The sequence below is a fragment of the Saccharopolyspora hattusasensis genome (assembly GCF_050972075.1).
Lineage (GTDB): Bacteria > Actinomycetota > Actinomycetes > Mycobacteriales > Pseudonocardiaceae > Saccharopolyspora > Saccharopolyspora hattusasensis.
The window spans coordinates 3,922,639-3,947,366 of sequence record NZ_JBPCDC010000001.1 but is presented as its reverse complement, the minus strand read 5'-3'; the positions used below and the strand labels follow the sequence as shown (position 1 = coordinate 3,947,366).

At 69.8% G+C, this 24,728-nt stretch carries 26 protein-coding genes; 17 read left to right on the top strand and 9 right to left on the bottom strand.

Annotation, left to right across the window (positions count from 1 at the left end):
- Nucleotides 1–5 precede the first annotated feature (5 nt).
- From grpE to ACRXBZ_RS18505, 3 genes are read left to right on the top strand one after another with little or no spacing between them, the layout of a single operon-like run.
- Nucleotides 6–707, top strand: coding sequence for a nucleotide exchange factor GrpE (grpE, locus tag ACRXBZ_RS18515; RefSeq protein ID WP_433883912.1), 702 nt, complete (start codon nucleotides 6–8; stop codon nucleotides 705–707).
- A gap of 25 nt (nucleotides 708–732) precedes the next feature.
- Nucleotides 733–1,908, top strand: coding sequence for a molecular chaperone DnaJ (gene dnaJ / locus ACRXBZ_RS18510; protein ID WP_433880154.1), 1,176 nt, complete (start codon nucleotides 733–735; stop codon nucleotides 1,906–1,908).
- A gap of 2 nt (nucleotides 1,909–1,910) precedes the next feature.
- The gene (locus ACRXBZ_RS18505) at nucleotides 1,911–2,363 is read left to right on the top strand and encodes a heat shock protein transcriptional repressor HspR (RefSeq protein WP_433880153.1); all 453 of its coding nucleotides are present in this window, start codon (nucleotides 1,911–1,913) and stop codon (nucleotides 2,361–2,363) included.
- Nucleotides 2,364–2,602: 239 nt separating this feature from the next.
- Here the strand turns inward: ACRXBZ_RS18505 and ACRXBZ_RS18500 are convergent, their stop codons facing one another.
- Nucleotides 2,603–3,775 (bottom strand): FAD-binding oxidoreductase, encoded by a 1,173-nt coding sequence (locus tag ACRXBZ_RS18500; RefSeq protein WP_433880152.1) that lies wholly within the window; start codon nucleotides 3,773–3,775, stop codon nucleotides 2,603–2,605.
- A 222-nt stretch (nucleotides 3,776–3,997) separates the two neighbouring features.
- On the opposite strand from ACRXBZ_RS18500, the gene ACRXBZ_RS18495 reads away from it, so the two are divergent.
- From ACRXBZ_RS18495 to ACRXBZ_RS18475, 5 genes are all read left to right on the top strand, one after another.
- Nucleotides 3,998–4,813, top strand: a complete 816-nt coding sequence (locus ACRXBZ_RS18495) for a pyridoxamine 5'-phosphate oxidase family protein (RefSeq protein ID WP_433880151.1) — start codon at nucleotides 3,998–4,000, stop codon at nucleotides 4,811–4,813.
- Nucleotides 4,814–5,254: 441 nt separating this feature from the next.
- Nucleotides 5,255–5,737 (top strand): MarR family winged helix-turn-helix transcriptional regulator, encoded by a 483-nt coding sequence (locus ACRXBZ_RS18490; protein WP_168585800.1) that lies wholly within the window; start codon nucleotides 5,255–5,257, stop codon nucleotides 5,735–5,737.
- A gap of 193 nt (nucleotides 5,738–5,930) precedes the next feature.
- The gene (locus ACRXBZ_RS18485) at nucleotides 5,931–6,425 is read left to right on the top strand and encodes a MarR family winged helix-turn-helix transcriptional regulator (protein WP_433880150.1); all 495 of its coding nucleotides are present in this window, start codon (nucleotides 5,931–5,933) and stop codon (nucleotides 6,423–6,425) included.
- An 80-nt stretch (nucleotides 6,426–6,505) separates the two neighbouring features.
- Nucleotides 6,506–9,040: an MFS transporter gene (locus ACRXBZ_RS18480; RefSeq protein WP_490885440.1), complete on the top strand. Its 2,535-nt coding sequence runs from the start codon at nucleotides 6,506–6,508 to the stop codon at nucleotides 9,038–9,040.
- 169 nt (nucleotides 9,041–9,209) lie between these two features.
- Complete coding sequence (locus ACRXBZ_RS18475) at nucleotides 9,210–10,061, top strand: YceI family protein (RefSeq protein ID WP_433880148.1); 852 nt, start codon at nucleotides 9,210–9,212, stop codon at nucleotides 10,059–10,061.
- A 153-nt stretch (nucleotides 10,062–10,214) separates the two neighbouring features.
- Here the strand turns inward: ACRXBZ_RS18475 and ACRXBZ_RS18470 are convergent, their stop codons facing one another.
- Nucleotides 10,215–10,349, bottom strand: coding sequence for a hypothetical protein (locus tag ACRXBZ_RS18470; RefSeq protein WP_433880147.1), 135 nt, complete (start codon nucleotides 10,347–10,349; stop codon nucleotides 10,215–10,217).
- Between the two features lie 214 nt (nucleotides 10,350–10,563).
- On the opposite strand from ACRXBZ_RS18470, the gene clpB reads away from it, so the two are divergent.
- On the top strand, nucleotides 10,564–13,146 hold the full coding sequence (gene clpB / locus ACRXBZ_RS18465) for an ATP-dependent chaperone ClpB (RefSeq protein WP_433880146.1): 2,583 nt from the start codon (nucleotides 10,564–10,566) through the stop codon (nucleotides 13,144–13,146).
- Between the two features lie 160 nt (nucleotides 13,147–13,306).
- On the opposite strand, the gene ACRXBZ_RS18460 is transcribed toward clpB, so the two are convergent.
- A complete protein-coding gene (locus tag ACRXBZ_RS18460) occupies nucleotides 13,307–14,533 on the bottom strand; it encodes an MFS transporter (RefSeq protein WP_433880145.1) in 1,227 nt (408 codons plus the stop codon).
- 130 nt (nucleotides 14,534–14,663) lie between these two features.
- Here ACRXBZ_RS18460 and ACRXBZ_RS18455 point away from each other — a divergent pair, with 130 nt between their 5' ends.
- The 6 genes from ACRXBZ_RS18455 (at nucleotide 14,664) to ACRXBZ_RS18430 (ending at nucleotide 18,588) form a co-directional block, all read left to right on the top strand.
- Nucleotides 14,664–15,293 carry a TetR/AcrR family transcriptional regulator gene (locus tag ACRXBZ_RS18455; protein ID WP_168585795.1) on the top strand — a complete coding sequence of 210 codons (630 nt, stop codon included), beginning with the start codon at nucleotides 14,664–14,666 and terminating at the stop codon, nucleotides 15,291–15,293.
- Nucleotides 15,294–15,379: 86 nt separating this feature from the next.
- Nucleotides 15,380–15,556, top strand: a complete 177-nt coding sequence (locus tag ACRXBZ_RS18450) for a hypothetical protein (protein WP_433880144.1) — start codon at nucleotides 15,380–15,382, stop codon at nucleotides 15,554–15,556.
- 111 nt (nucleotides 15,557–15,667) lie between these two features.
- Nucleotides 15,668–16,453, top strand: a complete 786-nt coding sequence (locus tag ACRXBZ_RS18445) for a type III secretion system chaperone family protein (protein ID WP_433880143.1) — start codon at nucleotides 15,668–15,670, stop codon at nucleotides 16,451–16,453.
- A 124-nt stretch (nucleotides 16,454–16,577) separates the two neighbouring features.
- On the top strand, nucleotides 16,578–17,351 hold the full coding sequence (locus ACRXBZ_RS18440) for an SDR family NAD(P)-dependent oxidoreductase (RefSeq protein WP_433880142.1): 774 nt from the start codon (nucleotides 16,578–16,580) through the stop codon (nucleotides 17,349–17,351).
- Nucleotides 17,352–17,398: 47 nt separating this feature from the next.
- A complete protein-coding gene (gene pyrE / locus ACRXBZ_RS18435; protein WP_433880141.1) occupies nucleotides 17,399–17,947 on the top strand; it encodes an orotate phosphoribosyltransferase in 549 nt (182 codons plus the stop codon).
- The gene (locus ACRXBZ_RS18430) at nucleotides 17,944–18,588 is read left to right on the top strand and encodes a TrmH family RNA methyltransferase (RefSeq protein WP_433880140.1); all 645 of its coding nucleotides are present in this window, start codon (nucleotides 17,944–17,946) and stop codon (nucleotides 18,586–18,588) included. Before pyrE ends, ACRXBZ_RS18430 begins: the two co-directional genes overlap by 4 nt.
- Here the strand turns inward: ACRXBZ_RS18430 and ACRXBZ_RS18425 are convergent, their stop codons facing one another.
- The 6 genes from ACRXBZ_RS18425 to ACRXBZ_RS18400 all read right to left on the bottom strand — a co-directional run bounded on the left by ACRXBZ_RS18425 (nucleotide 18,589) and on the right by ACRXBZ_RS18400 (nucleotide 22,861).
- The gene (locus ACRXBZ_RS18425; RefSeq protein WP_168585790.1) at nucleotides 18,589–18,981 is read right to left on the bottom strand and encodes a VOC family protein; all 393 of its coding nucleotides are present in this window, start codon (nucleotides 18,979–18,981) and stop codon (nucleotides 18,589–18,591) included. It abuts the gene before it with no gap.
- Nucleotides 18,982–19,088: 107 nt separating this feature from the next.
- On the bottom strand, nucleotides 19,089–19,778 hold the full coding sequence (locus tag ACRXBZ_RS18420; RefSeq protein WP_433880139.1) for a DedA family protein: 690 nt from the start codon (nucleotides 19,776–19,778) through the stop codon (nucleotides 19,089–19,091).
- Between the two features lie 105 nt (nucleotides 19,779–19,883).
- Nucleotides 19,884–20,099 (bottom strand): hypothetical protein, encoded by a 216-nt coding sequence (locus ACRXBZ_RS18415; RefSeq protein WP_433880138.1) that lies wholly within the window; start codon nucleotides 20,097–20,099, stop codon nucleotides 19,884–19,886.
- 81 nt (nucleotides 20,100–20,180) lie between these two features.
- Nucleotides 20,181–21,329 (bottom strand): N-acetylglucosamine-6-phosphate deacetylase, encoded by a 1,149-nt coding sequence (nagA, locus tag ACRXBZ_RS18410; protein WP_433880137.1) that lies wholly within the window; start codon nucleotides 21,327–21,329, stop codon nucleotides 20,181–20,183.
- Nucleotides 21,326–22,201, bottom strand: a complete 876-nt coding sequence (locus ACRXBZ_RS18405) for an ROK family protein (RefSeq protein ID WP_433880136.1) — start codon at nucleotides 22,199–22,201, stop codon at nucleotides 21,326–21,328. The genes nagA and ACRXBZ_RS18405 overlap by 4 nt, the downstream gene beginning before the upstream one ends.
- A gap of 87 nt (nucleotides 22,202–22,288) precedes the next feature.
- A complete protein-coding gene (locus tag ACRXBZ_RS18400) occupies nucleotides 22,289–22,861 on the bottom strand; it encodes a SigE family RNA polymerase sigma factor (RefSeq protein WP_433880135.1) in 573 nt (190 codons plus the stop codon).
- Nucleotides 22,862–22,951: 90 nt separating this feature from the next.
- On the opposite strand from ACRXBZ_RS18400, the gene ACRXBZ_RS18395 reads away from it, so the two are divergent.
- Together ACRXBZ_RS18395 and fbaA are read left to right on the top strand one after the other, a co-directional pair.
- Entirely contained in the window at nucleotides 22,952–23,230 is a 279-nt protein-coding gene (locus ACRXBZ_RS18395) for a YciI family protein (RefSeq protein ID WP_433880134.1), read from the top strand.
- Between the two features lie 243 nt (nucleotides 23,231–23,473).
- Nucleotides 23,474–24,508 carry a class II fructose-bisphosphate aldolase gene (fbaA, locus tag ACRXBZ_RS18390; RefSeq protein WP_168585784.1) on the top strand — a complete coding sequence of 345 codons (1,035 nt, stop codon included), beginning with the start codon at nucleotides 23,474–23,476 and terminating at the stop codon, nucleotides 24,506–24,508.
- The last annotated feature ends 220 nt before the right edge of the window (nucleotides 24,509–24,728 follow it).

Here is a 24,728-nt window from a genome sequence, read left to right as displayed (position 1 = left end):
CGGAAATGTCGCGCAACGAAGGCGAGCAGGAGCCGGTGGTGGTCCGGGATCGGCGGCGCATCGACCCCGTGACCGGCCAGCGCCGGGTGCCCGCTCCGAGCGGAGAAGAGGCGCAGGTGGCCGAAAGGATGTCCGGCACTCTCGACGAGGACATCGTCGGGAACGCCGAGCAGGAGGCCGCGCAGCCGGCGACCGAGCAGCCCGAGCCCGAAGAGGCGGCGGGCGACTCGGCCGGGCTGCAGCAGCAGGTCGACGAGCTCACCGTCGACCTCAAGCGGGTCACCGCGGAGTACGCGAACTACCGCAAGCGGGTGGAACGCGACCGCGAAGCGGTGATCGCCGGCGCGAAGGCGTCGGTGGCCGCCGACCTGCTGACGGTGCTCGACGACCTCGACCGCGCCGAGGCCCACGGCGACCTCAACGGCGCGTTCAAGGCCGTGGCGGACAAGCTGGTCGCGACGCTGAACTCGGCCGGACTGGAGCCCTTCGGCGCGGAAGGCGACGAGTTCGACCCGTCGGTGCACGAGGCGGTGCAGCACGGCACCTCCCCGGACGTGGACGGGCCGACCGTGACGATCGTTCTGCGCCGCGGCTACCGGTTCGGCGACCGGGTGCTGCGTCCGGCGATGGTCGTGGTGACCGACCACGAGCCGGCCGCCGAGCCCGCCGAACCGGCGACCGGCGAGAACCAGTCCGAGCAGGGCTGATGAGGAACGGGGGGAGGAGCGCCCGGTGAGCGCCAGGGAATGGCTTGAGAAGGATTTCTACGCCGAGCTGGGCGTCTCCTCCGCAGCTTCGGCCGACGAGATCAAGAAGGCGTACCGGAAGCTGGCGCGCGAGAACCACCCCGACGCCAACCCCGGCAACGCCCAGGCCGAAGCCAAGTTCAAGGCCGTCTCCGAGGCCTACGGGGTGCTCTCCGACCCGGACAAGCGAAAGCAGTACGACGAGGCCCGGAAGCTGTTCGGCGCCGGCGGTTTCGGCGGCGGCCAGGGCGGTTTCGGTGGTTTCGGCGGTCCGGGTGGCACCGGCGGCTTCGACATCGGTGACCTCTTCGGCGGCGCCGGGGGCGGTGGTGGCGGCGGGCTCGGCGACCTCTTCGGTGGCCTGTTCGGCGGTCGCCGCCCCGGTGCCACCACGGCGAACCGCCCGAAGCGCGGCGCCGACGTGGAGACCGAGGTGCGCATCGACTTCGGCGAGGCGGCGCGCGGGGCCACGGTTCCGCTGCGGCTGTCCAGCCCGGTGAGCTGCCCGACCTGCCACGGTTCGGGTGCCAGGCCGGGCACCCGGCCGCGCTCCTGCACAACCTGCTCTGGTTCCGGGCTGGTGACCCGCAACCAGGGTGCGTTCGCGTTCAGCGAGCCGTGCCCGGACTGCCGGGGTCGCGGTCAGCTGATCGACGACCCGTGCCCGGACTGCCGAGGCCAAGGGGTCAGCACCCGCAGCCGGACGCTGACGGTGCGGATCCCGGCCGGGGTTTCCGACGGACAGCGGATCAGGTTGGCGGGACAGGGCGAACCCGGTCGGCAGGGCGCCGCCGCGGGCGATCTGTACGTGGTGGTGCACGTCAGCCCGCACCGGGTGTTCGGACGTTCCGGTGACGACCTGACGATCACGGTTCCGGTCACCTTCCCCGAACTGGCGCTGGGCACTACGTTGACCGTGCCGACCCTGGACGGGAAGGTGACGCTGAAGGTCCCGGCCGGGACCGGCAGCGGCCGTACCTTCCGGGTGCGCGGCAAGGGCGTGGGCAAGAAGGACGGCAGCAGCGGGGATCTCCTGGTGACGTTACAGGTCGTGGTTCCGTCCAAATTGGACGACAAGGCGGCCGAGGCGCTGGCGGACTACGCGAAGGCGACAGCCGACCACGATCCGCGCCGCGACCTGAACGAGCTGCTTGGGAGGTAGTCATGGCCGGTCGCCCAATGGATCCGGGCTTCGGGTTCCCGCCGGGGGCCAACGAGGACACGCCGATGTTCGTGATCTCGGTGGCCGCTCAGCTGTCCGGGCTGCACGCGCAGACCCTGCGCAGCTACGACCGGCTGGGCCTGGTCTCGCCCGGGCGCACCCCTGCGGGCGGCCGCCGCTACTCCCTGCGAGACATCGCCCTGCTCCGCGAGGTGCAGCGCCTCTCCCAGGAGGAGGGCGTGAACCTGGCGGGCATCAAGCGGATCATCGATCTTGAGAACGAGGTCGACGCGCTCCGCGCCAAGGTCCAGGAACTGGCCGAAGAGGTGGCGGCGGCCCATGCGGCGGCCGAACAGGCGGCGGCCGCGGTGCACGCCTCCTACCGCCGGGACCTGGTCCCGATCCGCCAGGAAACGGCCCTGGTCATCTGGAAACCAGACCGCAAACGGCGCTGACCGCTGACGATAGCAACGCTGGAAGGGCGCCTGATGGCCGTGAGCCGGCCAGCAGGCGCCCTTCGCGTTCGTGCCGCCTGCCGGGCTGGTGCCCGGTGTCCTGGCGCGTTATCTGGACCGGAGCGTAGTGCTTTCGCGGGCGCGGCTTCCTGCTCGAACCGCGCGCTGCCGACGACTGAGGTGGGTCTTCGACCAGATCGGTCGAAGACGCCCCCCGTCGCTCGGTCGTCGGGCGGTGATCAGTCCAGGGTGAACGGGTCGTAGCGGATGTGGTCGAGGGGCGTGCCCGCGACGAGCATCCGGGAGACCGTGGCCCGGATCATCCCCGGCGAGCCGCTGACCAGGACGTCCCAGTCCTGCCACGCGCCGTAGCGGGTCACCGCCTCGGCGAGCGTGCCGTGCTCCGCACCCGAAACGCCCGGGTCGTCCTCCACCACCGGCGTGATCGTCAGCCACGGGTTGTGCATCGCGACGCGCTGCAGGTTCGCCAGGTCGTAGAGGTCCTCGCGGGTCCGGCCGCCGTAGAACAACTGCACGCGCGGATTCTCCCCGTACTGCGCGAGGTCGTCGATGATCGCGCGCATCGGGGTCACTCCCGTACCGCCGGCGATCATCAGGACGTCCGGCGAGGTCTCCCGGTTCACGGTCAGCCGACCCATCGGCGAGCCGATCCGCCACTGGTCGCCGGGGCGGGCGTGCCCGACCAGCGCGCGGCTGACCCAGCCGCCTTCCACTGACCGGATGTGGAACTCCATGATCCCGTCGTCGCTCGGCGCGTTGGCGGGGGTCAGGTAGCGCCACAGCCGGGGCCGCTGCGGCACCTCCACGCTCACGTACTGGCCAGGCTGGTACGGGACCGGGTGGTCGGGCTGGACACGGATCACCGCGACGTCCCAGCTAAGCCGCTCATGGTGCAGAATCTGGCCGGTGTACCAGGCGGGGCCGTCGTCGGCGGCGGCCGCCTCGGTCATCGCGGAGGCCATCACGGTGTAGGCCTCGGCCCAGGCGCGCTCCACGCTGTCGGTCCAGGCGTCGCCGGCGTACCTCTTGATCGAGGCGAGCAGCGCGGTGCCCACCGCCTCGTAGTGCGCCGTGACCACGCCGAACTTGCGGTGGTCGCGCCCGAGCTGGTGCAGGAACGGCAGCAGCTCGTCCGGCCTGTCGACCATCTGGATCACGTGCACGAGCGCTCGCAGCAGCCTGCTGCGCTGCACTTCCATGTTCACCGCGAACAGGTCGCGGGTGGCCGGTGAGAGGCTGAAGAGCATGCCGTAGAAGAACCTTGACACATCGTCGGTATGCGGCTCGACGACTGCGAAGCTCTCGCGGATGAGGCGAACCATCTTGCTCACACCGGAGTTCGACGGCTCGTGGTTCTGGGGTCCGGGGCTCAGTACGGCGTTCGCTGTCATGGTTCGGGGCAGCCTTCTCCACGTTGGCGGTCGTACCCAGGCAGGCACACCACTACTTGCAAGCGTCCCCCGACACAGGGTGGACCCTAACTCGTGCCTCGTGACGCGTCTGCCTTGATGCCACTTTTGAGTGCTTCATAACTACTTCACGTAGATAATGCACGGACCTGTCGCGGGGAACCTAGTGTTCACCGTTGTTAGCAGAGATGCGGACGTGACACGGTGACGCGCGTGATCCCCGACCACCTACCCCCGACCGGTACCGCCGACGCCGCACTGTTGGAGTTGGAGCTCTCAGAACCGCCCACCCCGAACGAGCCCTGGCTGGTCACGGCCCCGATCCAGCAGCGCGGCCAGAAGCCCGACGCGCCGCCGCGCGACCCGTTCGTCGAGGACGGTCCGGTCCCGCTGCCCGGCTCGGCTGGTGAACGCCTGCTGCAGCGCGCCTACGGCACCGAGAAGCGCGCCCGGAAGTTCTACGACGACCAGGTGCTGGACCACCTGAACCCGCTGATGAAGGAGTTCATCGGTCGGATGGAGCTGGCGTTCGTGGCGACCTCCGACCGGCACGGCGAGTGCGACTCCAGCCTGCGCGCCGGCCCGGCCGGCTTCATGCAGGTCCTCGACGACCGGCACCTCTGCTACCCGGAGTACCGGGGCAACGGCGTGCTGGCCACCTTGGGCAACATCAGTCAGAACCCGCACATCGGGATCCTGCTGGTGGACTTCGTGACCGACCTGATCGGCCTGCACGTCAACGGCAAGGCCCGCATCGTCGAGGACGCCGGCGTGCGCGCCATCCACCCCGCGCTGCCCGCCGAGTTCGACCGCGGCCGCACGCCCGAGCGCTGGGTCGTGGTGCAGGTCGAGGAGGCCTACATCCACTGCCGCAAGCACATCCCGCGGATGATGCCGGTGCTGCGCCAGCGCAGTTGGGGCACCGACGACGTCAAGCGCAAAGGCGGCGACTACTTCGAGTCCAAGGGCATGCCCCGGCCGTGGCACCGGCCCGAACCGGTGGGCAGCCACGACTGCTGAGCCCACGATCGCAACCGGCACCGCTGCGGGCCTCAGCGCCTGTTGGTGAATGGTCTGGGTGGGTGGTCGCTTAGCGGAACCTGAGAGAGGTTCCCTGGACTGCGGGTGCCCCTCCTGATGTATGTCCACCCTCTCAGAACCCGCCGATGGTCGTCTTGGCAAGGTGGCTGCAAGCGGCTGCGCCGCTTCCAAAGGCGCGGACGGCATTCGCCGACAGGCTCTCAGGCAACAATCTGGCGAGGACAGCGCCGATGCCGCGTTTTGTGTCATACGCAAGCTAGGGATCCCGCAGTCCAGGTGGCGTCTGAGGTTCCGCTACCCGCACCGTCACGCAAATTGAGTTCGAGGCAGGCGCTTAGAGTAGGGCGAAACGGACTACCGTTGGCTTGCGGGTCGGCGATTGGTGCCGCCGGGGTCGTCGGCGGTGCGGGTTGGAGAGCTGTGATCGAGGACGAGGCGCGGAGCTCGACCGGCGGGGTGCGCGAGGAAGGCGTCGACCGGCGTTCAGCGGCTGAGTCTGTCGAGCGCGAGTTGGTGCTGATGTTCCGCCGTGCCCGGAACCTGTCGACCGCCGTGGCCGCGCACGTGCACCCGGACCTGGATCCCGCCTCGTACAGCCTGCTGCTGATGGTCGACGATGCGGGGCCGCTGCGCGGCATGGACGTCGCGGACCGCACCGGGCTGGACAAGTCCACGGTGAGCAGGCAGATCGCGACCCTGGTGGATCTGGACCTGCTGGAGCGGGTGCCGGATCCCGACGACGGCCGGGCCCGCCGCATCCAGCTCTCCGACCTCGGGCGCGAGCGGCTGGCAAAGGTGCGCGCCGAGCGCCGCAAGCACCTGCACGGCGAGTTCGCCAGCTGGTCCACCCAGGATCTCAAGGACCTGGCCCGACTCCTGGGCAAGCTCAACGCCATGATGTGAGCACGTTTCACGAGGTGCGGGGCACCCGTGACCCGGTAACCGGGGCACGGGTGCCCCTCTCGCATTTCCCGACCGGGTGCCGCCCTTCTGCCCGGTTCTTGATCCTTCCGGTGGGTGGGGTCACAGCCTGACAAGTTGTGACGCGCAACTAAATAGGCTTATAGTTGCGTTCGGCAACTAAAGGATTGGGCTCATGGGACCGACACACGAGACCTGTGCCGAGCTGCTCCGACCGCTTCGAGCGATGCTCGGGCTCAAACAGGTGGCAATGCAGCGGGGTCAGTTCACGGCAGAGCACGTGCCGTACGCCGCCGCAGGGTTGCTCGCCGAACTCGTCTTCCGCGGCGAATGCCGTGCCTTGGACCTTGCCCACCACCGGATCGTCGACGCATCCGTGGTGAGCCGCCAGGTCGGCCAGCTCGAACACGCCGGCCTCATCACCCGCCGGCCCGACCCGGCGGACCGGCGCGTAGCGCTGCTGCGCGCCACGCCCGACGGCGAGCGCGCCGTGGCGGAGCTGGAACGCCGGAAGGCGGAGTGGATCGGCGCGGCGCTGGCTCACTGGGACGACGACAAGGTCCGCGAACTCGCCCGACTGCTGGGGGAAGCGATGGATGACATCCGTCGCTACACGATCAACGACGGAGTCTGCGCCGCCGGCTCCGTGACCAAGGAAGGAACTCGATGACCACCTCGACGGAGACGGCGCCGGACGCGACAGCGCCGGCCCGCCGGGACGGGCGCGACGAGCCCGCTGCGGGATCGTCGATGACGCATCGGCAGATCCTGGAGGCGATGTCGGGTCTGATGCTGGCGCTGTTGGTCGCCATCCTCAGCTCGACGATCGTCTCGAACGCGCTGCCCCGGATCATCGCCGACCTCAACGGCACCCAGGGCCAGTACACCTGGGTGGTCACGGCGATGCTGCTCACCTCGACCGCATCTACCCCGATCTGGGGCAAGCTCTCCGACCTGTTCAGCAAGAAGCTGCTCTACCAGCTGGCCATCACGATCTTCACGATCGGCTCGGTGCTCGGCGGGTTCGCGCAGTCGATGGAGACGTTCATCGGTTTCCGCGCCCTGCAGGGCATCGGCATGGGCGGCCTGCAGGCGCTGATCCAGGTCGTGATCGCGGCGATGGTCTCGCCGCGCGACCGCGGTCGCTACAGCGGCTACATCGGCGCCACCTTCGCGGTCGCCACGGTCAGCGGGCCGCTGGTCGGCGGCCTGATCGTGGACACCTCGTGGTTGGGTTGGCGCTGGTGCTTCTGGGTGACCGTGCCGATCGCGGTGATCGCCTTCATCGTGCTGGGCCGGACGCTGAAGCTGCCGGTGATCAAGCGTCCGGTCAAGATCGACTGGTTCGGCGCGCTGTTCCTGGTCGGCGGCGTGAGCCTGCTGCTGGTGTGGGTCTCGCTGGCCGGCAAGCAGTTCGAATGGTGGTCGGTGGAGACCGCGTCCTACGTCGGCGGCGGCCTGCTCGCGCTGATCATCGCGGTGCTCATCGAGACCAAGGTCAGCGAGCCGATCGTGCCGCTGCGGATGTTCCGCAACCCGACGGTCACGCTGGCCACCATCGGCACCGTCGCGGTCGGCACCGCGATGTTCGGCGGCTCGGTGTTCCTGGGCCAGTACTTCCAGATCGCGCGGAGCTTCACCCCGACGACCGCGGGGCTGATGACGCTGCCGCTGGTCGGCGGCCTGTTCATCTCCTCGACCGTGTCCGGCCAGATCATCTCCCGGGTCACCGGCAAGATCAAACCGTTCCTGGTGATCGGCTCGGTCGTGCTGATCGCGTCGATGTGGCTGCTGAGCAGCATCGACCACGAGACGGACCTGGTGCTCGTCGGGGTATACCTGTTCCTGATGGGCGTCGGCGTCGGCATGCTGATGCAGAACCTGGTGCTGGCGGTGCAGAACTCCACCAGCGGCAAGGACATGGGGTCGGTGACCTCGGTCGTGACGTTCTTCCGGACCCTCGGCGGTTCGGCCGGCGTCTCGGTCCTTGGCGCGGTGCTGGCCACCCAGGTCTCGGACTACATCATGCGCGGCCTGTCGAAGATCCCCGGCGCGGCGCAGGCGGCAGGCTCGGGCGGCGGTGGCTCGCTGGACGTCAACCACCTGCCGGAACCGGTGCAGACCATCGTGCGGGCGGCCTACGGCGACGCGATCGGCGACATCTTCTTCGTCTCCGCCTGCATCGCGGTGGTCACCTTCCTCGCGATGATCTTCATCAGCGAGACGCCGCTGCGCACCACGATCGACAGTCACGAGGAAAGGGAGGCGGCTGCCGTGGCCGCGCACGACGATGCTGTGGACAACCTCACCCAGCCTGTGGACAACTCGGCCGTGGCGCGTGCCGCTGCGAACGGCTCTGCCCAGGTTGGGGGCGTGGGGGCGCACTCGGCGCGACTGGCCGCCGAACCTGTGGACAACTCTGTGGATGGTCGCTCGGATGCCTGGTCAGAGCCGGTCGCGCCGCGTCGCTACGCGACCAACGGCAAGCACCTGGCCGGCGACCTGACAGCCCCGGGCGACGGTGGCGGTCTGTTCGTGCACGGCACCGTCCGGAACTCCGTCGGCACCCCGGTCTCCGGGGTGGTGCTCACCCTGACCGACGCCAACGGCCGGCAGGTCGAGCGCGCCCGGACCGCCCACGACGGGCAGTTCCAGCTCGTGGTCGACCACGGTGGCACCTACGTGCTGATCGTCTCCGGCGGCGGCTACCGGCCGGCCGCGTCGATGGTCGTGGTCGGCGACCGCCCGGTGCGCCACGACGTTCAGCTGCTCGGCGCCGGGCGGCTCACCGGGCTGGTGCACGTCGGCGGGCAGGGCGTTGCCGGGGCGATGGTGGTGCTCACCGACGCCCGCGGCGAGGTCGTGGCCAGCGCCGGCACCGGACCGGACGGGCACTACCTGTTCGCCGACCTGGTCGGTGGGGCCTACGCGCTGACCGTCACCGCGCCCGGCTACCGGCCGGTGGCGAACTCGGTCACCGTGGCCGACGGCGACCAGTCCACGCTGGACGTCGCGTTGCAGTCCGGCACGCAGCTCAGCGGCGTGGTCCGGTCGGCCAACCTCGGGGTCGCGGTGCCGGATGCGCGGGTGACGCTGCTGGACACCGGCGGCGCGGTCGTCGGCGCGGCGACCACCGACATCGACGGCAACTACAGTTTCACCGACCTGCCGGACGGCGAGTACACGGTGATCGCGACCGGATACCCGCCGGTCGCCACCTCGCTGCGGCTCGCGGGTGAGCTGAGCACGCACGACGTCGAGCTCGGCTACCCGCAGGCCGACTGACCAGCGGTCGTGAGTGGTCGTTCCGGTTCTTACCGGAACTCCCGCTCACGACTTGAACGAGAGCCCGCGGATCGGGCCACGCCTGCTCGTGAGTGAAGATTCCGGCTCTTACCGGAACGACCACTCACGAGCGGCAGGTGATCCGCAAGCCACGGAGGGGATGTTCTAGATGGATCTCGGCGAACAGCAGGCCGAAGCACCCGGCGTCGCCGCCGGTTCGGGGGCGGTCACCGCGACGGTGCGCGGCGGCGACGGCTGGCCGGTGCCGGAAGCGGTGCTGACCGTCATCGACGGCACCGGCACCCAGGTCGCCAGGGTGCAGGGCGACCCGCGGGGCTCGGTTGTCGCCGCCGGGCTGAAGTCCGGCACCTACACCGCCATCGTCATGGCGGTCGGGCACGAGCCCGTCGCCCGGACCGCGCTGGTGCACGACGGGACGGCGGCCACCCTCGGCGAGGTCGAGCTGCGCCGGGTCGGCGGGGCCGACCTGCCGGCGCCCGGGCTGTGGCGGATCGACCCGGTGCACTCGTCGATCCAGGTCACCGCCAAGCACTTGGGGATCAGCAGCATCCACGGCCGGTTCAACGAGTTCGCCGGCGAGGTCCGCATAGGCAACCCGGTGGAATCGTCCGCAGTGGATGTCCAGATCGTGGCGGCCAGCATCGACACGGCCAACGGGATGCGCGACGACCACCTGCGGAACGCGGACTTCCTGGACGTCGAGCGGCACCCTGAGATCACCTTCCGGTCCACGGGGCTGCGCCCGCGCGGCAGCGACCGCTGGGACCTGGACGGCGAGCTGACGCTGTGCGGGCTGACCCGGCCGGTGCGGCTGGACACCCGGTTCGCCGGGGTCGGCCCGGACCCGTGGGGCGGCACCCGTGCCTCGGCGACGGCGACGACGCAGCTGCGCCGCGAGGACTTCGCGATGACGTTCAACCAGGCCCTGCAAACGGGTATCGCCGCGATCGGCACGACGCTGAAGGTGGAGATCGACATCCAAACCGTCCGCGAGGACTGAGGTTTCCCCGCAACTTCAATGGAAATCGGACCCTCGATTTCCATTGAAATTGCGGACCCCACGGCGTGTCGGGGCACGACGCGCCGTGGGTTGTGGACAACTTCCGCAATTTCCATTGAAATTGCGGACCGAACCGGCGGAAGCCCCTGCGCGTCAGACCTTTTCGGACTTCCGGACGGTGACGGCGTCCGGGGTATCGCCGCCGGCCAGCACCTGCTGCTGCGCGTCCGTCCAGAACTGCGTCTTGGCGATGACGATGGTCAGCGCCGTCGTGGTGCAGATGATCATGGCTGGTGGCGGCGCCGATGGCCTTGATGCCGCCGATGATGACGGCGAGCCCGGGGCATTCCGCCCAAAATCGACGCTTCTTCCGAATCCGCGTGCCCGAAGTCACCGGACTTGAGCGGAACTCGCTCAACTTTCCTCACGTTGAAGATGTATAAGATTACCGGTGCGGAGAGATGACAGACCCGCACCAGCCGCCCGGCGACGAGGTGAAGGAATGGACGCGTTCAACCCGACGACCAAGACCCAGCAGGCGATCTCGTCCGCGGTGCAGGCCGCGACCGTGGCCGGCAACCCGGACGTCGACCCTGGACACCTGCTCGGCGCGCTGCTCGCCCAGGGCGACGGGCTGACCGCGCCGCTGCTGACCGCCGTCGGCGCCGACCCGACGGAAGTGCGCCGCGAGCTGGAACAGCTCATCAACAAGCTGCCGGCGGCCAGCGGCAGCACGGTGTCCGCGCCGCAGCTCTCCCGCGACGCGGTCAGGGCACTGACGCACAGCCAGCGGCTCGCCACCGAGATGGGCGACGAGTACGTCTCCACCGAGCACCTGCTGGTCGGGCTCGCCGCCGAAGGCGGCCGGGTCGCCGACCTGCTGCGAAAGCACGGCGCGACGCCGGAAGCGCTGACCGAGGCCTTCAGCAAGGTGCGCGGGTCCGCGCGGGTGACCAGTCCGGATCCCGAAGGCACCTACAAGGCGCTGGAGAAGTACGGCCAGGACCTCACCGACCGCGCCCGCAAGGGCGAGCTAGACCCGGTGATCGGCCGCGACGCCGAGATCCGGCGCGTCGTGCAGGTGCTGTCCCGCCGCACCAAGAACAACCCGGTGCTCATCGGTGAGCCCGGCGTCGGCAAGACCGCCATCGTGGAGGGCCTGGCCCAGCGCATCGTCGCCGGTGACGTGCCGGAATCGTTGCGCGGCAAGCGCGTCGTGGCGCTGGACCTCGGCTCGATGGTGGCCGGCGCGAAGTACCGCGGCGAGTTTGAGGAGCGGCTCAAGGCGGTGCTCAAGGAGATCACCGAATCGGCTGGCCAGGTCATCACCTTCATCGATGAGCTGCACACCATCGTCGGCGCCGGTGCCTCCGGCGAGGGCGCGATGGACGCCGGCAACATGATCAAGCCGATGCTGGCGCGCGGCGAGCTGCGCATGGTCGGCGCGACCACGCTCGACGAGTACCGCGAGCACATCGAGACCGACGCCGCGCTGGAGCGCCGCTTCCAGCAGGTGCTGGTCGGGGAGCCGAGCCCGGAGGACACCGTCGCGATCCTGCGCGGCCTCAAGGAGCGCTACGAGGTGCACCACGGCGTGCGGATCACCGACGGCGCGCTGGTCGCCGCGGCCACCCTGTCCGACCGCTACATCACCGCCCGGTTCCTGCCGGACAAGGCCATCGACCTGGTCGACGAGGCCGCGTCCCGGCTGCGCATGGAGATCGACTCCCGACCGGTGGAGATCGACGAGGTCGAACGCGCCGTGCGGCGGCTGGAAATCGAGGAGATGGCGCTGTCCAAGGAGGACGACCCGGCCTCGCTGGAGCGGCTGGCCGCGCTGCGCGCCGAACTCGCCGACCGACGCGAGAAGCTGTCCGAGCTGACCGCGCGGTGGCGGCAGGAGAAGGAGTCCATCGAAACGGTCCGCGACCTGAAGACGCAGCTGGAGCAGCTGCGCGGCGAGTCCGAGCGCGCCGAGCGTGATGGCGACCTCGGCAAGGCCGCCGAGCTGCGCTACGGCCGCATCCCGGCGCTGGAGAAGGAACTCGAAGCGGCCGCGCAGACGCAATCCGAGCGCCAGGCGATGCTGCAGGAAGAGGTCACCGCGGACGACGTCGCGGACGTGGTCAGCGCGTGGACCGGCATCCCGGCCGGCCGCCTGCTGGAGGGCGAGACGGCCAAGCTGCTGCGGATGGAGGACGAGCTGGAGAGGCGCGTCGTCGGGCAGTCCGAGGCGGTGCGGGCGGTGTCCGACGCCGTGCGCCGGACGCGCGCCGGGGTCGCCGACCCGGACCGGCCGACCGGTTCGTTCCTGTTCCTCGGGCCGACCGGCGTCGGTAAGACCGAGCTGGCCAAGGCGCTGGCGGGGTTCCTGTTCGACGACGAGCGGGCGATGATCCGCATCGACATGAGCGAGTACGCCGAGAAGCATTCGGTGGCCCGGCTGGTCGGCGCCCCGCCTGGCTACGTCGGCTACGACCAGGGCGGGCAGCTGACCGAATCGGTGCGGCGGCGGCCGTACTCGGTGGTGCTGTTCGACGAGGTGGAGAAGGCCCACTCGGACGTTTTCGACGTGCTGCTGCAGGTGCTCGACGACGGGCGGCTCACCGACGGCCAGGGCCGAACGGTGGACTTCCGCAATACGATCCTGGTGCTGACCTCGAACCTCGGCTCGCAGGCGATCGCGGACCCGAACCTCAGCGAGCAGGAGCGCGAGGAGGCGGTGCGCTCGGTGGTGCGCAGGCACTTCAAGCCGGAGTTCCTGAACCGGCTGGACGACGTGGTGGTGTTCCACTCGCTGTCCACGGACGAGCTGACGTCCATCGTCGACATCCAGGTGGAGCGCCTGGCCCAGCGCCTGGCGCAGCGCCGGCTGACCCTCGACGTGCAACCGGCGGCCCGGGACTGGTTGGCACTCAACGGTTTCGACCCGGTCTACGGGGCCCGACCGCTGCGCCGCCTGGTCCAGTCGGCTATCGGCGACCAACTGGCCCGGAAGCTCCTGGCGGGAGACATCCGGGAGGGCGACAAGATCCGGGTCGACACCACGGACGACAACGAATCCCTCGTGGTCATCGCGGCCTGACCTGGGAAGGCGAGGGGTGCCCGCGCTGTGGCGGAAGAACACCCGTGAGCGTTTTTGGGTGCCATAGCACCCAAAAACACGCACGGCGTCCTGCTTACCGAAACGCTCGTCGCGATCCGCATAACAGCGAACGCGCGACCTCGGCGGCGCGCCGGGGTGGTCAGTGGCGGGCGAAGGTGGAGAGGGCCGCCGTCGTCACGAAGATGGCCGCCGTCGCGGTGAAGGTCAGCGTTGCCGTAGTCAGGCCGAAGGCCGTGCTTAGGAATCCCAGGGCGACGCTGGGGACGCTGGCCGACAGGTATGCCACGACGTAGATCAGCGCCGCGGTCCCCGCTCGGTGTTCCGGGGCCGCCAGGCCGGTCAGCATCCGGAAACCGCCCATGAACACCAGGCCCCAGCCCGTGCCGAGCACCGCCGAGCTGACGAAGAACACCGCGGCGCCCTGTTCCAGCGCGGCGGCTGCCACCCCGGCGAGCCCGACGAGCATCAGTGGCGCGCCGAACCGAACCGCGCGCCGGGCCTCCCACCCGGACAGCAGCAGCTGCGCCAGCCCGCCGAACCCGGCCAGCACCGCGACCGCCAAACCGCCCACCAGGTAGGGGTTTCCGCTGACCAGGCCCTTGGCCACCGACGGTCCGAGGGACATGAACATCCCGCCGACGATCCAGGAGGCGAGCAGCGTCGTGGCCATCAGCGCGAACGTCCCGCCCTTGCCCGCTGGCACCGTCAGCCGCAGCGGGCGCAGCACCTCGCGCAGCGCGCCGCGTCGTGCGACCGGTTCGGGCATCAGCAGCACACCGGGGATCGCGAGCACGAACCCGAGGATGAGCAGCAGGTAGCTGGTCAGCGTCGGCCCGGGCACGAACTGCACCAGGGCACCCGCCAGCAGCGAGCCGAGCGCCATGCCCAGGCCCGCGGAAACTCCGTTGATCAGCGATCCGTGGTTCGAGCCTGGGCGCTGGAAATCGAGCAGGGCGCCGCTGATCGCGCTGGTCGCCAACCCGGTGGCCAGGCCCTGCAGCGCCCGGCCCACCAGCAGCCAGCCGACGCCCGGCGCGACCGCGAGAACCAGCATCGAGGCGATCTCCAGCATGAGCCCGACCAGCAGCACCGGCCTTCGGCCGATGTGGTCGGACAGGGAACCGAACAGCACCAGCGCGAGCAGGATGACCACCGCGTAGACGGCGAAGACCTCGGTGAGAACCGTGGTCGTGAAGTGCCAGCGCTGCTGGTAGATCGAGTACATCGGGGACGGCGCGGTGGAGCCCATCAGGAACAGGGCGTACAGCGCGCCGATGAACCAGAACGAGGCCGGCCGGGACAGGGCGCCGCGTCGGAGGAGCGCTCGGGTACCGCTGCGGGGCTGGACGAGCTCCGTGGTGGTCACTAGTGCCTTCCTCTGCTTCCAACAGCCGCGGCGGCCTGCTCGCGCAGTCGGCCGGAGCGGAACGGATGATTCCGGTCCGGTTCAACCCGGCAGCGGAACGGATCATTCCGGTCCGGCGTATGCTGTGGCCATGGCCACACCGAACAGATCCGCGCGGTACGACGACCAGGTCATCGCCGCAGCTCGCGAGGTGTTCGCCGAGCAGAGCTTCGCGGCGCCGATGGCCGAGGTCGCCAAGCGCGCGGGGGTCGGCGTGGCGAGCGTGTACCGGCGCTACCCGAGCAAGCAGGAACTGATCGAGCAGGTCCGCATCACCGCGTTCCGGCGGATCGTCGACGAGGCGGAGTCCGCCCGCGCCGAGGAAGCCGATCCGTGGCAGGCCCTCGTCCGGTTCATGCGTCGCTGCCTGCGGGAAGGCGCTGGGATCGGTACCGTGCTGCCGCCGATGGACCAGCAGCACACCTACTCCGGGGAGTTCCGGGAGCTGCAGCAGCGCGTCGCGACGGAGATCGAGGACCTGGTCGACGCCGCCAAGCGGGCGGGCGAACTGCGCTCGGACGTGGACTGGACGGACATCCTGATGCTGTTCAAGCACCTCAACCCCGCGCTGCCGACCAGCGAGTCCCGCCGCGCCGAGCTCCGCGCCCGCTACCTGGGGCTGGTGCTCGAAGGCCTGCGCTCGGGAGGCGCGGAGCTGCCCGGGCCAGCCCCGGAGCGGGACGAGTGGCAGACCCTCTGCGACAACTTCGCCTCTTCCTGACCGGCCGGCCTAGTAGGGCTGGTTTTCGCAGGTCAACGCCAGTGAGTGCGTTCGGGTGCCCGGGCACCTCAGCATGACCACGGGCTTTGACCAGGCAAAACACCATCTCATTGGTGCATGTTTTCTGCGCCTCAGCGCCGGCTGGGGTGTTGTGCTGTTCGGCGGGCATCGCCGTGCACGTCCAGGTGTGCGGCGACGAGACCGACATCTTCGCCGACCCGGTGGTGGTCCGGGACTGGATCGGCCAGTCGATCGGCGGCTGAATCACCTGATCGGAGGTGCGGTCGGAGCACATCGCCCCGACCGCACCTCTCCGTGATGCGTTTTCCCAGGTCACGTTCAGCCGATGGGGCGGTTCCGCACCGGATGTCCAGGTGATCTTCGTGTTCGGCGATGATCGGACTACCCTGCGCAGTGTGGGCATACCTGCGTGGCTCTGGTTCGTCATCGCCGTCGTCGCCATCGGTGCGGGCGTCGCGCTGCTGATCGCCGACCGATCCCAGCGCGCGTCGAACAACCGGGAGCGGCGCCGCTGGGCCGCATTGCGCGGCTGGCAGTTCGCCGAGGCCGACCAGGTCCTGCCGACCAGGTGGGAGCACGGCGTGCTCGCCCAGTGCAACGGGGTGACGGCCACCGACGTCGTGGCCGGCTCGACCTTCACCACCGACGGGCGCCGCCAGGTGTACGTCCTCGACCTCGACGTCAACGGCAAGGTCGCCGCGGTGCTGGTCGCCATCCGCTGCCGGCGGAGCTGCCCGGCCGCCATCGAGCTGTGGCTGCCCGACGTGCCGGTGCCGCAGGATTCCGCCGGGCTGGACCTGCTCGGCCCGGTCGGCTCGCGGTACGCCTTCGTCACCGAGGTGGCGGCGGCCCGGCCGCTGGTGACGCCGGACCTCGTGGACGCGACCGAGGAGATCGGGCACGACGTCACGGTGGTGTGGCTGGAGAACGACTGGGTGCTCGCGGCCATGCACCCCGACGACGCCGACCCGGCGCGCCTGGAGCGCCTGCTGCGCGACCTCGGCGACCTCGCCGACCTGATCGACCCGTTCGGCACCGACCCGAACGAGATCGACGGCGCGAACGAGATCGACGGCGCGAACGACGCGGCCGAACTCGTCGACGCCGAGGCGGAGCCGTCGGCAGACCGCTCGCGCTGACCCCGACCCCCAGCAGTCCGCAATTTCCATTTTGATCCGCAACTCATTCCGGTGGGAGTCACGGAAACACTGAACCCTGCCGGCGGGTGGGCGGGGCGGGTGAAGGTGCCGGTAGGTTCGGCCCATGGCTACCGCACTCGTCACCGGCGCCACCGCGGGCATCGGGCGCGCCTTCTCCCGCCGACTCGCCGCCGAAGGCCACGACATGGTCCTGGTGGCCCGCGACGCCGAACGGCTCGCCGAACTCGCCGATCGCCTGGAGGCCCGGCACGGGGTCCGGATCGAGGTGCTCCGGGCCGACCTTGCCGACGCGGAGCAGCGCGCCAGGGTCGAGGAGCGCCTCGCCGACGCCGAGCGCCCGGTCGACCTGCTGGTCAACAACGCCGGATTCGGCACGGCCGGCTCGTTCTGGGAAACCACCGGTGCCGAGCTGCAGCGGCAGCTGAACGTCAACGTGGCCGCCGTGCTCGCGCTGACGCACGCGGCGGTGCGCGGGATGCGGGAGCGCGGCCGCGGCGACGTGATCAACGTGTCCAGCGTCGCCGGGTTCTTCCCGGTCGCCGGCTCCACCTACGGGGCGACCAAGGCCTACGTGACCGCCTTCTCCGAGGGCCTGTCGGTGTCGCTGGCCGGAACCGGGGTGCGGATCATGGCACTGTGCCCGGGCTTCACCCAGACCGAGTTCCACCAGCGGGCCGGGCTGGAGATGGGGCGGCTGCCCAGGGCGTTCTGGCTGCAGGCCGACCAGGTGGTGCACGAGGCCCTGGCCGACCTGCGTCGCGACAAGATCGTGTCGGTGCCGGGCGTGCAGTACAAGGCGCTGGTCGCCCTCGGCCGGTTGGTGCCGCATAAGCTCCAGCGCATGATCGTCACCCGCACCGTCCCCGACCGCACCTGAGCCGCCGCCCACCGGCCCCGGCAACCCGGCCGGTATGCTGAAAACTCGTGGTCAAAGTGCATGAACAGCAGCGCACCGAGCTCGCCCGCCTGATCCGGGAAATCGCCGTGGTGCACGGTCGGGTCACCCTGTCCTCCGGGAAGGAAGCCGACTACTACGTCGACCTCCGCCGCGCGACGCTGCACCACCAGGCGGCGCCGCTGATCGGCAGCCTGCTGCGCCAGCTCACCGACGACTGGGACTACGTCGCCGTCGGCGGCCTTACCCTCGGCGCCGACCCCGTCGCCACCGCGATGATGCACGCCGAGGGCCCCGCGCTGGACTCGTTCGTGGTCCGCAAGAGCACCAAGGCGCACGGCATGCAGCGGCTGATCGAAGGCCCGGGCGTCACCGGTCGCCGGGTGCTCGCGGTTGAGGACACCTCCACCACCGGCGGCAGCGTCCTCACCGCCGTCGAGGCGCTGCGCGCGGCAGACGCCGAGGTCGTCGGGGTGGCCACCGTGGTCGACCGCGACACCGGCGCGCGTGAGGCGATCGAAGCCGCCGGGCTGCCCTACCGCTCGCTGCTCGGCCTGGCCGACCTCGGGTTGGCGTGAGCGAGGAAGTCGGTCCCACCGAGTGGGGCACCACGGTCGGCGTCGGTCCCTGGACGGGGCCGTGGCCGACCGACGAGCGCTACGACCCGGAGCTGCTGGAGCACGGCGACCGGCGCAACGTCGTGGACCACTACCGGTACTGGCGGCGCGAGGCGATCGTCGCCGACCTGGACCTGCGGCGGCACGACTTCCACGTGGCCATCGAGAACTTCCAGCACGACCACAACATCGGCACGGTCGTGCGCACTGCGAACGCGTTCGCCGCGAAGGCCGTGCACATCGTGGGGCGGCGGCGCTGGAACCGGCGCGGCGCGATGGTCACCGACCGGTACCAGCACATCCACCACCACCCCGACGTGGAGTCGCTGCGCGGCTACGCGACCGAGCACGACCTCGCGCTGGTGGCGGTGGACAACACCGTCGGCGCGGTGCCGATCGAGCGGACTGTGCTGCCGCGCCGCTGCGTGCTGCTGTTCGGTCAGGAAGGCCCGGGCCTGCGGGACGACTCGCGGCAGGACGCGGACCTGGTGGTGTCCATCGCGCAGTTCGGTTCGACCCGCTCGATCAACGCCGGGGTCGCCGCGGGCGTCGTGATGCACACCTGGATCGAGCAGCACGCGGACCTAGCCGGAGCCTGGTGATCAACCGCGGGTGGCCAGCCACTCCTGCAGCTCGATCAGGTTCCCGGCGGGGTCCTTCAGGTGCGCGACGCGCATCCGGTCCGTCATCGGCGCCGGGCCGTTGAGCAGTTCGGCGCCGCGCGCGGTGATCTCCGCGCAGTAGCCGTCGAGGTCGTCCAGGTGCAGCACGACCAGCGACCGGTATGCCGTAGGCGGCTCGCCGAGTTCGCCGAGGACCTCGGCCATCTGCGCGCGATCCTGCAAGGCGATGGCCGCCGTGCCGCCGTCCGGGCTGAACTTCGCGTACGGCCCGTCCGGGGCCTCGAACTGCGGTTCCAGCCGCAGCACGTCCCGGTAGAAGCGGTAGCAGCTTGGGAAGTCCGCGACGAGGAGACGAACCTGGGAGAGCTCCATCGGGGTCGCTTTCTGCCGTGTAGGGTGGCGATCTTCTTCCCGGAACTGACCCGGAAAGCAGTTCGCGCGGACCCGGCGAATCGGATCCGCGCGAACGTGGCGACTGGTCAGCCTGCGGGGTTGCGGGCCTTCTCGCGACGGCCCTTCAGGTACTCGATGATGATCGGGATGACCGAGACCAGCACGATCAGGATCGCCATCGCTTCGAGGTTGTTCCTGATCCACGGGATATTGCCCAGGAAGAAGCCGAGCATCGTCATGCTGACGGTCCATGCGATACCGCCGATCGCGGAGAAGCTGAAGAACTTCTTCTGGTCCATCTGCGCGACGCCCGCGACCGCGGTGATGAACGTCCGCACGATCGGCACGAACCGGGCCAGGATGATCGCGCGCGCCCCGTACTTCTCGAAGAACTCGTGGGTCTTGTCCACGTGCTCCCGCTTGAACAGCTTCGAGTCCGGCTTGCTGAACATCGACGGCCCGACCTTGCGGCCGATCCAATAACCGGTCACGTTGCCCACGAACGCGCACACGGCCAACAGCAGGCAGACCAGCCAGACCGGGGTGTCGATCGCGCCGGTCGCGACGAACAGGCCGGTCACGAATAGCAGCGAGTCACCGGGCAGGAAGAAGCCGATGAGCAGGCCGCATTCGGCGAAGATGATCAGGCATACGCCGATCAGGGCGAACGGCCCCATCGACTGGATGATGTGCTCCGGATCCAGCCAGTCCGGCAGCAAAGCGAGCGCGGGAGTGTTCGCGGCGGCGTCGACAATCGCGGGCAGTTCGGTCGTCACGCTTGCCAACGGTACCGTGACTGCCCCCGGCCCAGCCCCCGGGCGAGAAACCCGCCGACTTCCCCGGGCAACACCGCCGATCACTCGGTCGCGTGAATATGGACTTCACCACACGGGATGGAGCAGCGTCAGCGCCCCGACGATGCCGCCGGCCAGGAGACCGAGGACCAGCGCGAACAGCAGCACGCCGACCACCGGGAGGCGCTTGCGGGGCAGAGCGGGCGGAATGGGCGAGGCAGGCGGCGCAGCCGGGCCCGGGCTGCCCCCGGCCTGGGCGCGAAGCGCCGCCGACAAGAGGTGGGCGGGGTCAGGTCGGGTCACACCCCGAGCGTAGCGAGGGGCGACCGACCCCACGGCGTTCGGCGGTCACCGGAGCGCCGGGGCATGAGTGGTCTTCCGCGGTCAGTTCGGTTTGGTCACCCAGGTGCCGTCCTTCATGACCGCGTCCAGCTCCAGGTCGGCGTCCAGGACGACCAGGTCCGCCGCTAGGCCCGGCCGGATCTCGCCGATGCGGTCGCCGAGGCCGAGCAGGCGCGCCGGTTTCGTCGACGAGGCCGCGACCGCTGCAGGCACCGTCAGCCCGCAGGACTCGACCAGGTTCCGGAACGCCACGTCCATCGTCAGCGTGCTGCCAGCCAGCGAGCCGTCCGCCAGGCGCGGTTCGCCGTCGATCACGGTGACCGGCAGACTGCCCAGCTCGTAGGTGCCGTCGCCCGCCTCCGTGGCGCTGATCGCGTCCGTTATTAGCACCGTCCGCCCGGTGCCCGCGTGCGAGGCGGCGAGCTTCACGACCGCCGGGTGCAGGTGCACCAGGTCGCAGATGAGCTCGACGGTCACCCGCTCGTCCTCGAGCAGGACCCCGATCGGGCCCGGTTCCCGGTGGTGCAGCGGCCGCATGGCGTTGAACAGGTGCGTGGCCACCGTCGCGCCCGCCTCCACCGCGGGAACCACCTGGTCCAGCACCGCGTCAGTGTGCCCGACCGCGGCGATCACGCCGTTGTCCACGAGCTGCCGGATGGCGTTCAGCGATTCCGGCAGCTCCGGCGCCAAGGTGATCATCCGCACCGCGCCCCGCCCGGCGTCCAGCAGCTGCTGGACGGCCGTCTTCTCCGGCGGCCGGAGGATCGCCGGGTCGTGCGCGCCGCAGCGCGCCGCGGACAGGAACGGCCCCTCCAGGTGGATGCCCGCCAGCGGGCCGTCGGTGACCAGTTCGCTGAGCGCGCTGATCTGCTTGGTCAGGTCGGGCAGCGGCGCCGACACGAGGCTGGCCAGCATCGTCGTCGTGCCGTGCGCGCGGTGGGTGTTGATCGCGGCGTGCGACTGGTCGACCTCGATGCCCGTGAACGAGCCGCCGCCACCGCCGTGGCAGTGGATGTCCACGAAGCCGGGCACCAGCCACCGCCCGGCCAGGTCTACGGCGGGCCCGACCGGCGCCGGGCCGGTGCCGGTCGCGGCGATCGTCCCGCCGGAGACGCGGACCCAGCCTCCGTCCAGCACTCCGTCGGCGGTGACGACCTGCCCACCAGCGAGGATCAGTTCGGGATCGTTCACCTGATCTCCAATCTGCGGATGCCCCGTCCTTCAGGGTGGGGAGGAGCAGATCTCGCGTGTCGGTCGCGTAGCGACCGCTGATAGTCTTGATTTCGGTAGGTGAGACCTACCACCCCCACGCAAGTGGGAACACCCGAGCAAGTACGTGGGTACCGCTGGTCGAGCGGGAACCCGGACCACCCCGGTCCGAACGCCTGAGTGAGATCGTGTGAGACCGAACCGCCACGGTGGGGACGCTGCGGTCGTTGAAGCAGGAAGCTCAGTCCGCGAGGACTGAATCTCCTTCCTCCAGGGAGGAGAGAAGTCAAGTTGTTTTCAACCCTTCCGCCGCTGCTCCCGCACCCGCATGGTTCGCCGTGCCCGATGTCGATGTGCCCGATCTCGCCGGCGAAGCCGCCCCCGGCGTAGAGCCGGCCGTCCAGCACTATCGCGGCGGCGATCCCGGTGCCGATCGGCAGCACGACCACGTCGCGCATCCCGCGGGCGGCGCCGAAGCGCACCTCGGCGAGCCCGCCGGCGCGGACGTCGTGGCCGAAGCCCAGCGGCAGTCCGATGCGGGCGGCGAGCCGGTCGCGCAGCGGCACGTCCCGCCAGCCGAGGTTGGCGGAGAACACCCCGACGCCGCGCACCTCGTCGACCACGCCGGGCACCACCACCCCGACGGCGTCCACCACGTCCGCGCCGGAACGCAGGTCGGACACCACCTCGGCGACGGCCTCGACGACGAGATCGGCGGTCGCGGCACCGTCCGCGCCGCGCGGGGTCGGGCGGCGCGCGTGGCGCAACGGCCGCGCGGTATCGCGGTCGACGGTCACCAGGGCTGCCTTCATCTCGGTACCGCCGACGTCTACGGCGATGGCGTGTGCGGTCACGCCGACGATCCTCCGCTACCAGCCACCCATTGGTCTACACCAAATAGGTGTGTTGTTCGCCGTGGATTTCGCGGACTTCCCTCTCGATCAGTTGCCCATCAGCTTCTGCAGGGCCCCCAGCCCGCGGCTCGCGGTCGACTTCACGGTTCCCCGCGACACCCCCGTGGCCTCGGCGATCTCCGCCTCCGAGAGGTCCCCGTAGTAGCGCAGCACCAGCACTTCGCGCTGCCGGCGTGGCAGCTGCCCCAGCGCGGCCACGACCGCCTGGTGCTCGGCGGTCAACATCGCCAGCGACTCCGCCGACCGGGCATCGGTCTGGTGCGGCGGCTGGTACTCGCGGGCCGTCTTGCGGCGCCGCAGCACCGAGCGGCTGCCGTTGACGACCGCGGTCCGCAGGTAGCCGATCGCGGCCTTGGCGTCGCGCAGCCCGGACCAGTTGCGGTACAGCCCGGTGAACGCCTCCTGAACCACGTCCTCGGCCGTCGCCGGGTCGTCGACCAGTAGGATTGCCAGGCGCACCATCCGCATGCGCTGCTGGCGGTACAGGTCTTCCAGGGTCAGCGGCAGCGCCGGGATCTGCGTGGACGGGCTGTCCAACGTGCGCAGGTGCCCGAGGGTCCGTTCGACGCTACGTTCGGCGCTGTGCGAATCACCGGCCATGATCGAACAACCTACCGGCTGGCCACTGGCGGGTGTACCACGACCGGGTAGCGTCGATATCGTTCGGTGATCCGCAACGGAGGTGTCGGAATGTCCAAGTTCGTGGTCGATCTGGTGTACGGCGAGGACGAGGAGCGCCGCCTGGAGGTGCGTCCCGCGCACCGGGAGTACTGTCGCGAGCTCGCCGACCGCGGCGTGCTGCTGGCGGGCGGGCCGTTCGCCGACAAACTCGGCGCGCAGTTGATCTATGAGGCGGCCGACGCCGACGAGGTCCAGAAGGTCCTCGACGCGGACCCCTACACGGAGGCCGGCGTGATCGCCAAGACCACCGTCCGCGAGTGGAATCTGCTCAGCGGGGCGTGGGCGTAGCAGCGGCCTTCAAGATCAAATCGGTGGCCTCTCTGGCCGCCGAACCTGCAGCGTGTGAGGATGTCCACAGGATTCGTCTGTTCTGAATCCTGTCACCGGCTTTCCAAAAGAGCCCCCGCTGGGGCACTGTGACGCGAAAGTGTGGCACCGGGCCGGAAGTGCCCGCTGGTAGCGGGCACGAGCTCGTAGGATGCTGCGCGATCCCCGTCACCATGACAAGACTCCACCCGAGGAGGACGACCGATGCCCATCGCGACCCCCGAGGTCTACGCGGAGATGCTGGACCGGGCGAAGGCGGGCGAATTCGCCTACCCGGCCATCAACGTGACCTCGTCGGAGACGCTAAACGCGGCGCTGCGCGGGTTCGCCGAGGCCGAGAGTGACGGCATCATCCAGTTCTCGACCGGCGGCGCCGAGTTCGCCTCCGGCACCAAGGTCAAGGACATGGTCACCGGCGCGACCGCGCTGGCCGAGTTCGCGCACGTGGTGGCCGCGAAGTACCCGGTGAACATCGCGCTGCACACCGACCACTGCCCGAAGGACAAGCTGGACGGCTTCGTCCGGCCGCTGATCCAGATCAGCCAGGAGCGGGTCAACCGCGGCGAGCACCCGCTGTTCCAGTCGCACATGTGGGACGGCTCCGCGATCGACCTGGACGAGAACCTGGAGATCGCCCAGGAACTGCTGGCCGCCGCGGCCCAGGCCAAGATCATCCTGGAGCTGGAGGTCGGCGTCGTCGGCGGCGAGGAAGACGGCGTCGCCAACGACATCAACGAGAAGCTCTACACCGCGCCCGGCGACTACGAGAAGACCGTGGACGCCCTCGGCGCCGGTGAGAAGGGCCGCTACCTGCTGGCCGCCACGTTCGGCAACGTGCACGGCGTCTACAAGCCGGGCAATGTCAAGCTGCGCCCGGAGATCCTCAAGCAGGGTCAGGACGTGGTGACCGAGAAGCTGGGCCTGCCGGCCGGCTCGAAGCCGTTCGACCTGGTCTTCCACGGCGGCTCCGGCTCGCTGCTGGAGGAGATCCACGAGGCGGTCTCCTACGGCGTGGTGAAGATGAACATCGACACCGACACCCAGTACGCCTTCACCCGGCCCGTCGCGGACCACATGTTCAAGAACTACGACGGCGTGCTGAAGATCGACGGCGAGGTCGGCAACAAGAAGGCCTACGACCCGCGCAGCTACTTGAAGGTGGCGGAGCAGGCGATGGCCGCCCGCGTGGCCCACGCCTGCGAGAACCTCAAGTCCGCCGGCCGCATGCTCGCCGGCTGACGTCACCCGGAGGGCGCGCAATTTCGCGAGAAATTGACCGTCACCGGGGTGAACGTCAATTTCTCGCGAAATTGGCGCGGCCCCATGGCGGGGAGCCCGGGTGGTGACAGAGCGTTGCGGCGCCCGTCACCCGGAGATGGCGCAATTTCTCGCGAAATTGGCACCCGCGGAGCGCGACGGCCCGTTCGCCTGGTGGCGGACGGGCCGTCTTCGCGCCTGG

Coding starts and splice junctions, on each gene's coding strand:
- ACRXBZ_RS18440 (WP_433880142.1), top strand. CDS start 16,578: ATGGCTACCGCACTCGTCACCGGCGCCACCGCGGGCATCGGGCGCGCC.
- ACRXBZ_RS18455 (WP_168585795.1), top strand. CDS start 14,664: ATGGCCACACCGAACAGATCCGCGCGGTACGACGACCAGGTCATCGCC.
- clpB (WP_433880146.1), top strand. CDS start 10,564: ATGGACGCGTTCAACCCGACGACCAAGACCCAGCAGGCGATCTCGTCC.
- grpE (WP_433883912.1), top strand. CDS start 6: ATGTCGCGCAACGAAGGCGAGCAGGAGCCGGTGGTGGTCCGGGATCGG.
- ACRXBZ_RS18505 (WP_433880153.1), top strand. CDS start 1,911: ATGGCCGGTCGCCCAATGGATCCGGGCTTCGGGTTCCCGCCGGGGGCC.
- ACRXBZ_RS18400 (WP_433880135.1), bottom strand. CDS start 22,861: ATGGCCGGTGATTCGCACAGCGCCGAACGTAGCGTCGAACGGACCCTC.
- ACRXBZ_RS18475 (WP_433880148.1), top strand. CDS start 9,210: ATGGATCTCGGCGAACAGCAGGCCGAAGCACCCGGCGTCGCCGCCGGT.
- ACRXBZ_RS18500 (WP_433880152.1), bottom strand. CDS start 3,775: ATGACAGCGAACGCCGTACTGAGCCCCGGACCCCAGAACCACGAGCCG.
- ACRXBZ_RS18425 (WP_168585790.1), bottom strand. CDS start 18,981: ATGGAGCTCTCCCAGGTTCGTCTCCTCGTCGCGGACTTCCCAAGCTGC.
- ACRXBZ_RS18395 (WP_433880134.1), top strand. CDS start 22,952: ATGTCCAAGTTCGTGGTCGATCTGGTGTACGGCGAGGACGAGGAGCGC.
- ACRXBZ_RS18485 (WP_433880150.1), top strand. CDS start 5,931: ATGGGACCGACACACGAGACCTGTGCCGAGCTGCTCCGACCGCTTCGA.
- ACRXBZ_RS18480 (WP_490885440.1), top strand. CDS start 6,506: ATGACGCATCGGCAGATCCTGGAGGCGATGTCGGGTCTGATGCTGGCG.
- ACRXBZ_RS18470 (WP_433880147.1), bottom strand. CDS start 10,349: ATGATCATCTGCACCACGACGGCGCTGACCATCGTCATCGCCAAGACG.
- fbaA (WP_168585784.1), top strand. CDS start 23,474: ATGCCCATCGCGACCCCCGAGGTCTACGCGGAGATGCTGGACCGGGCG.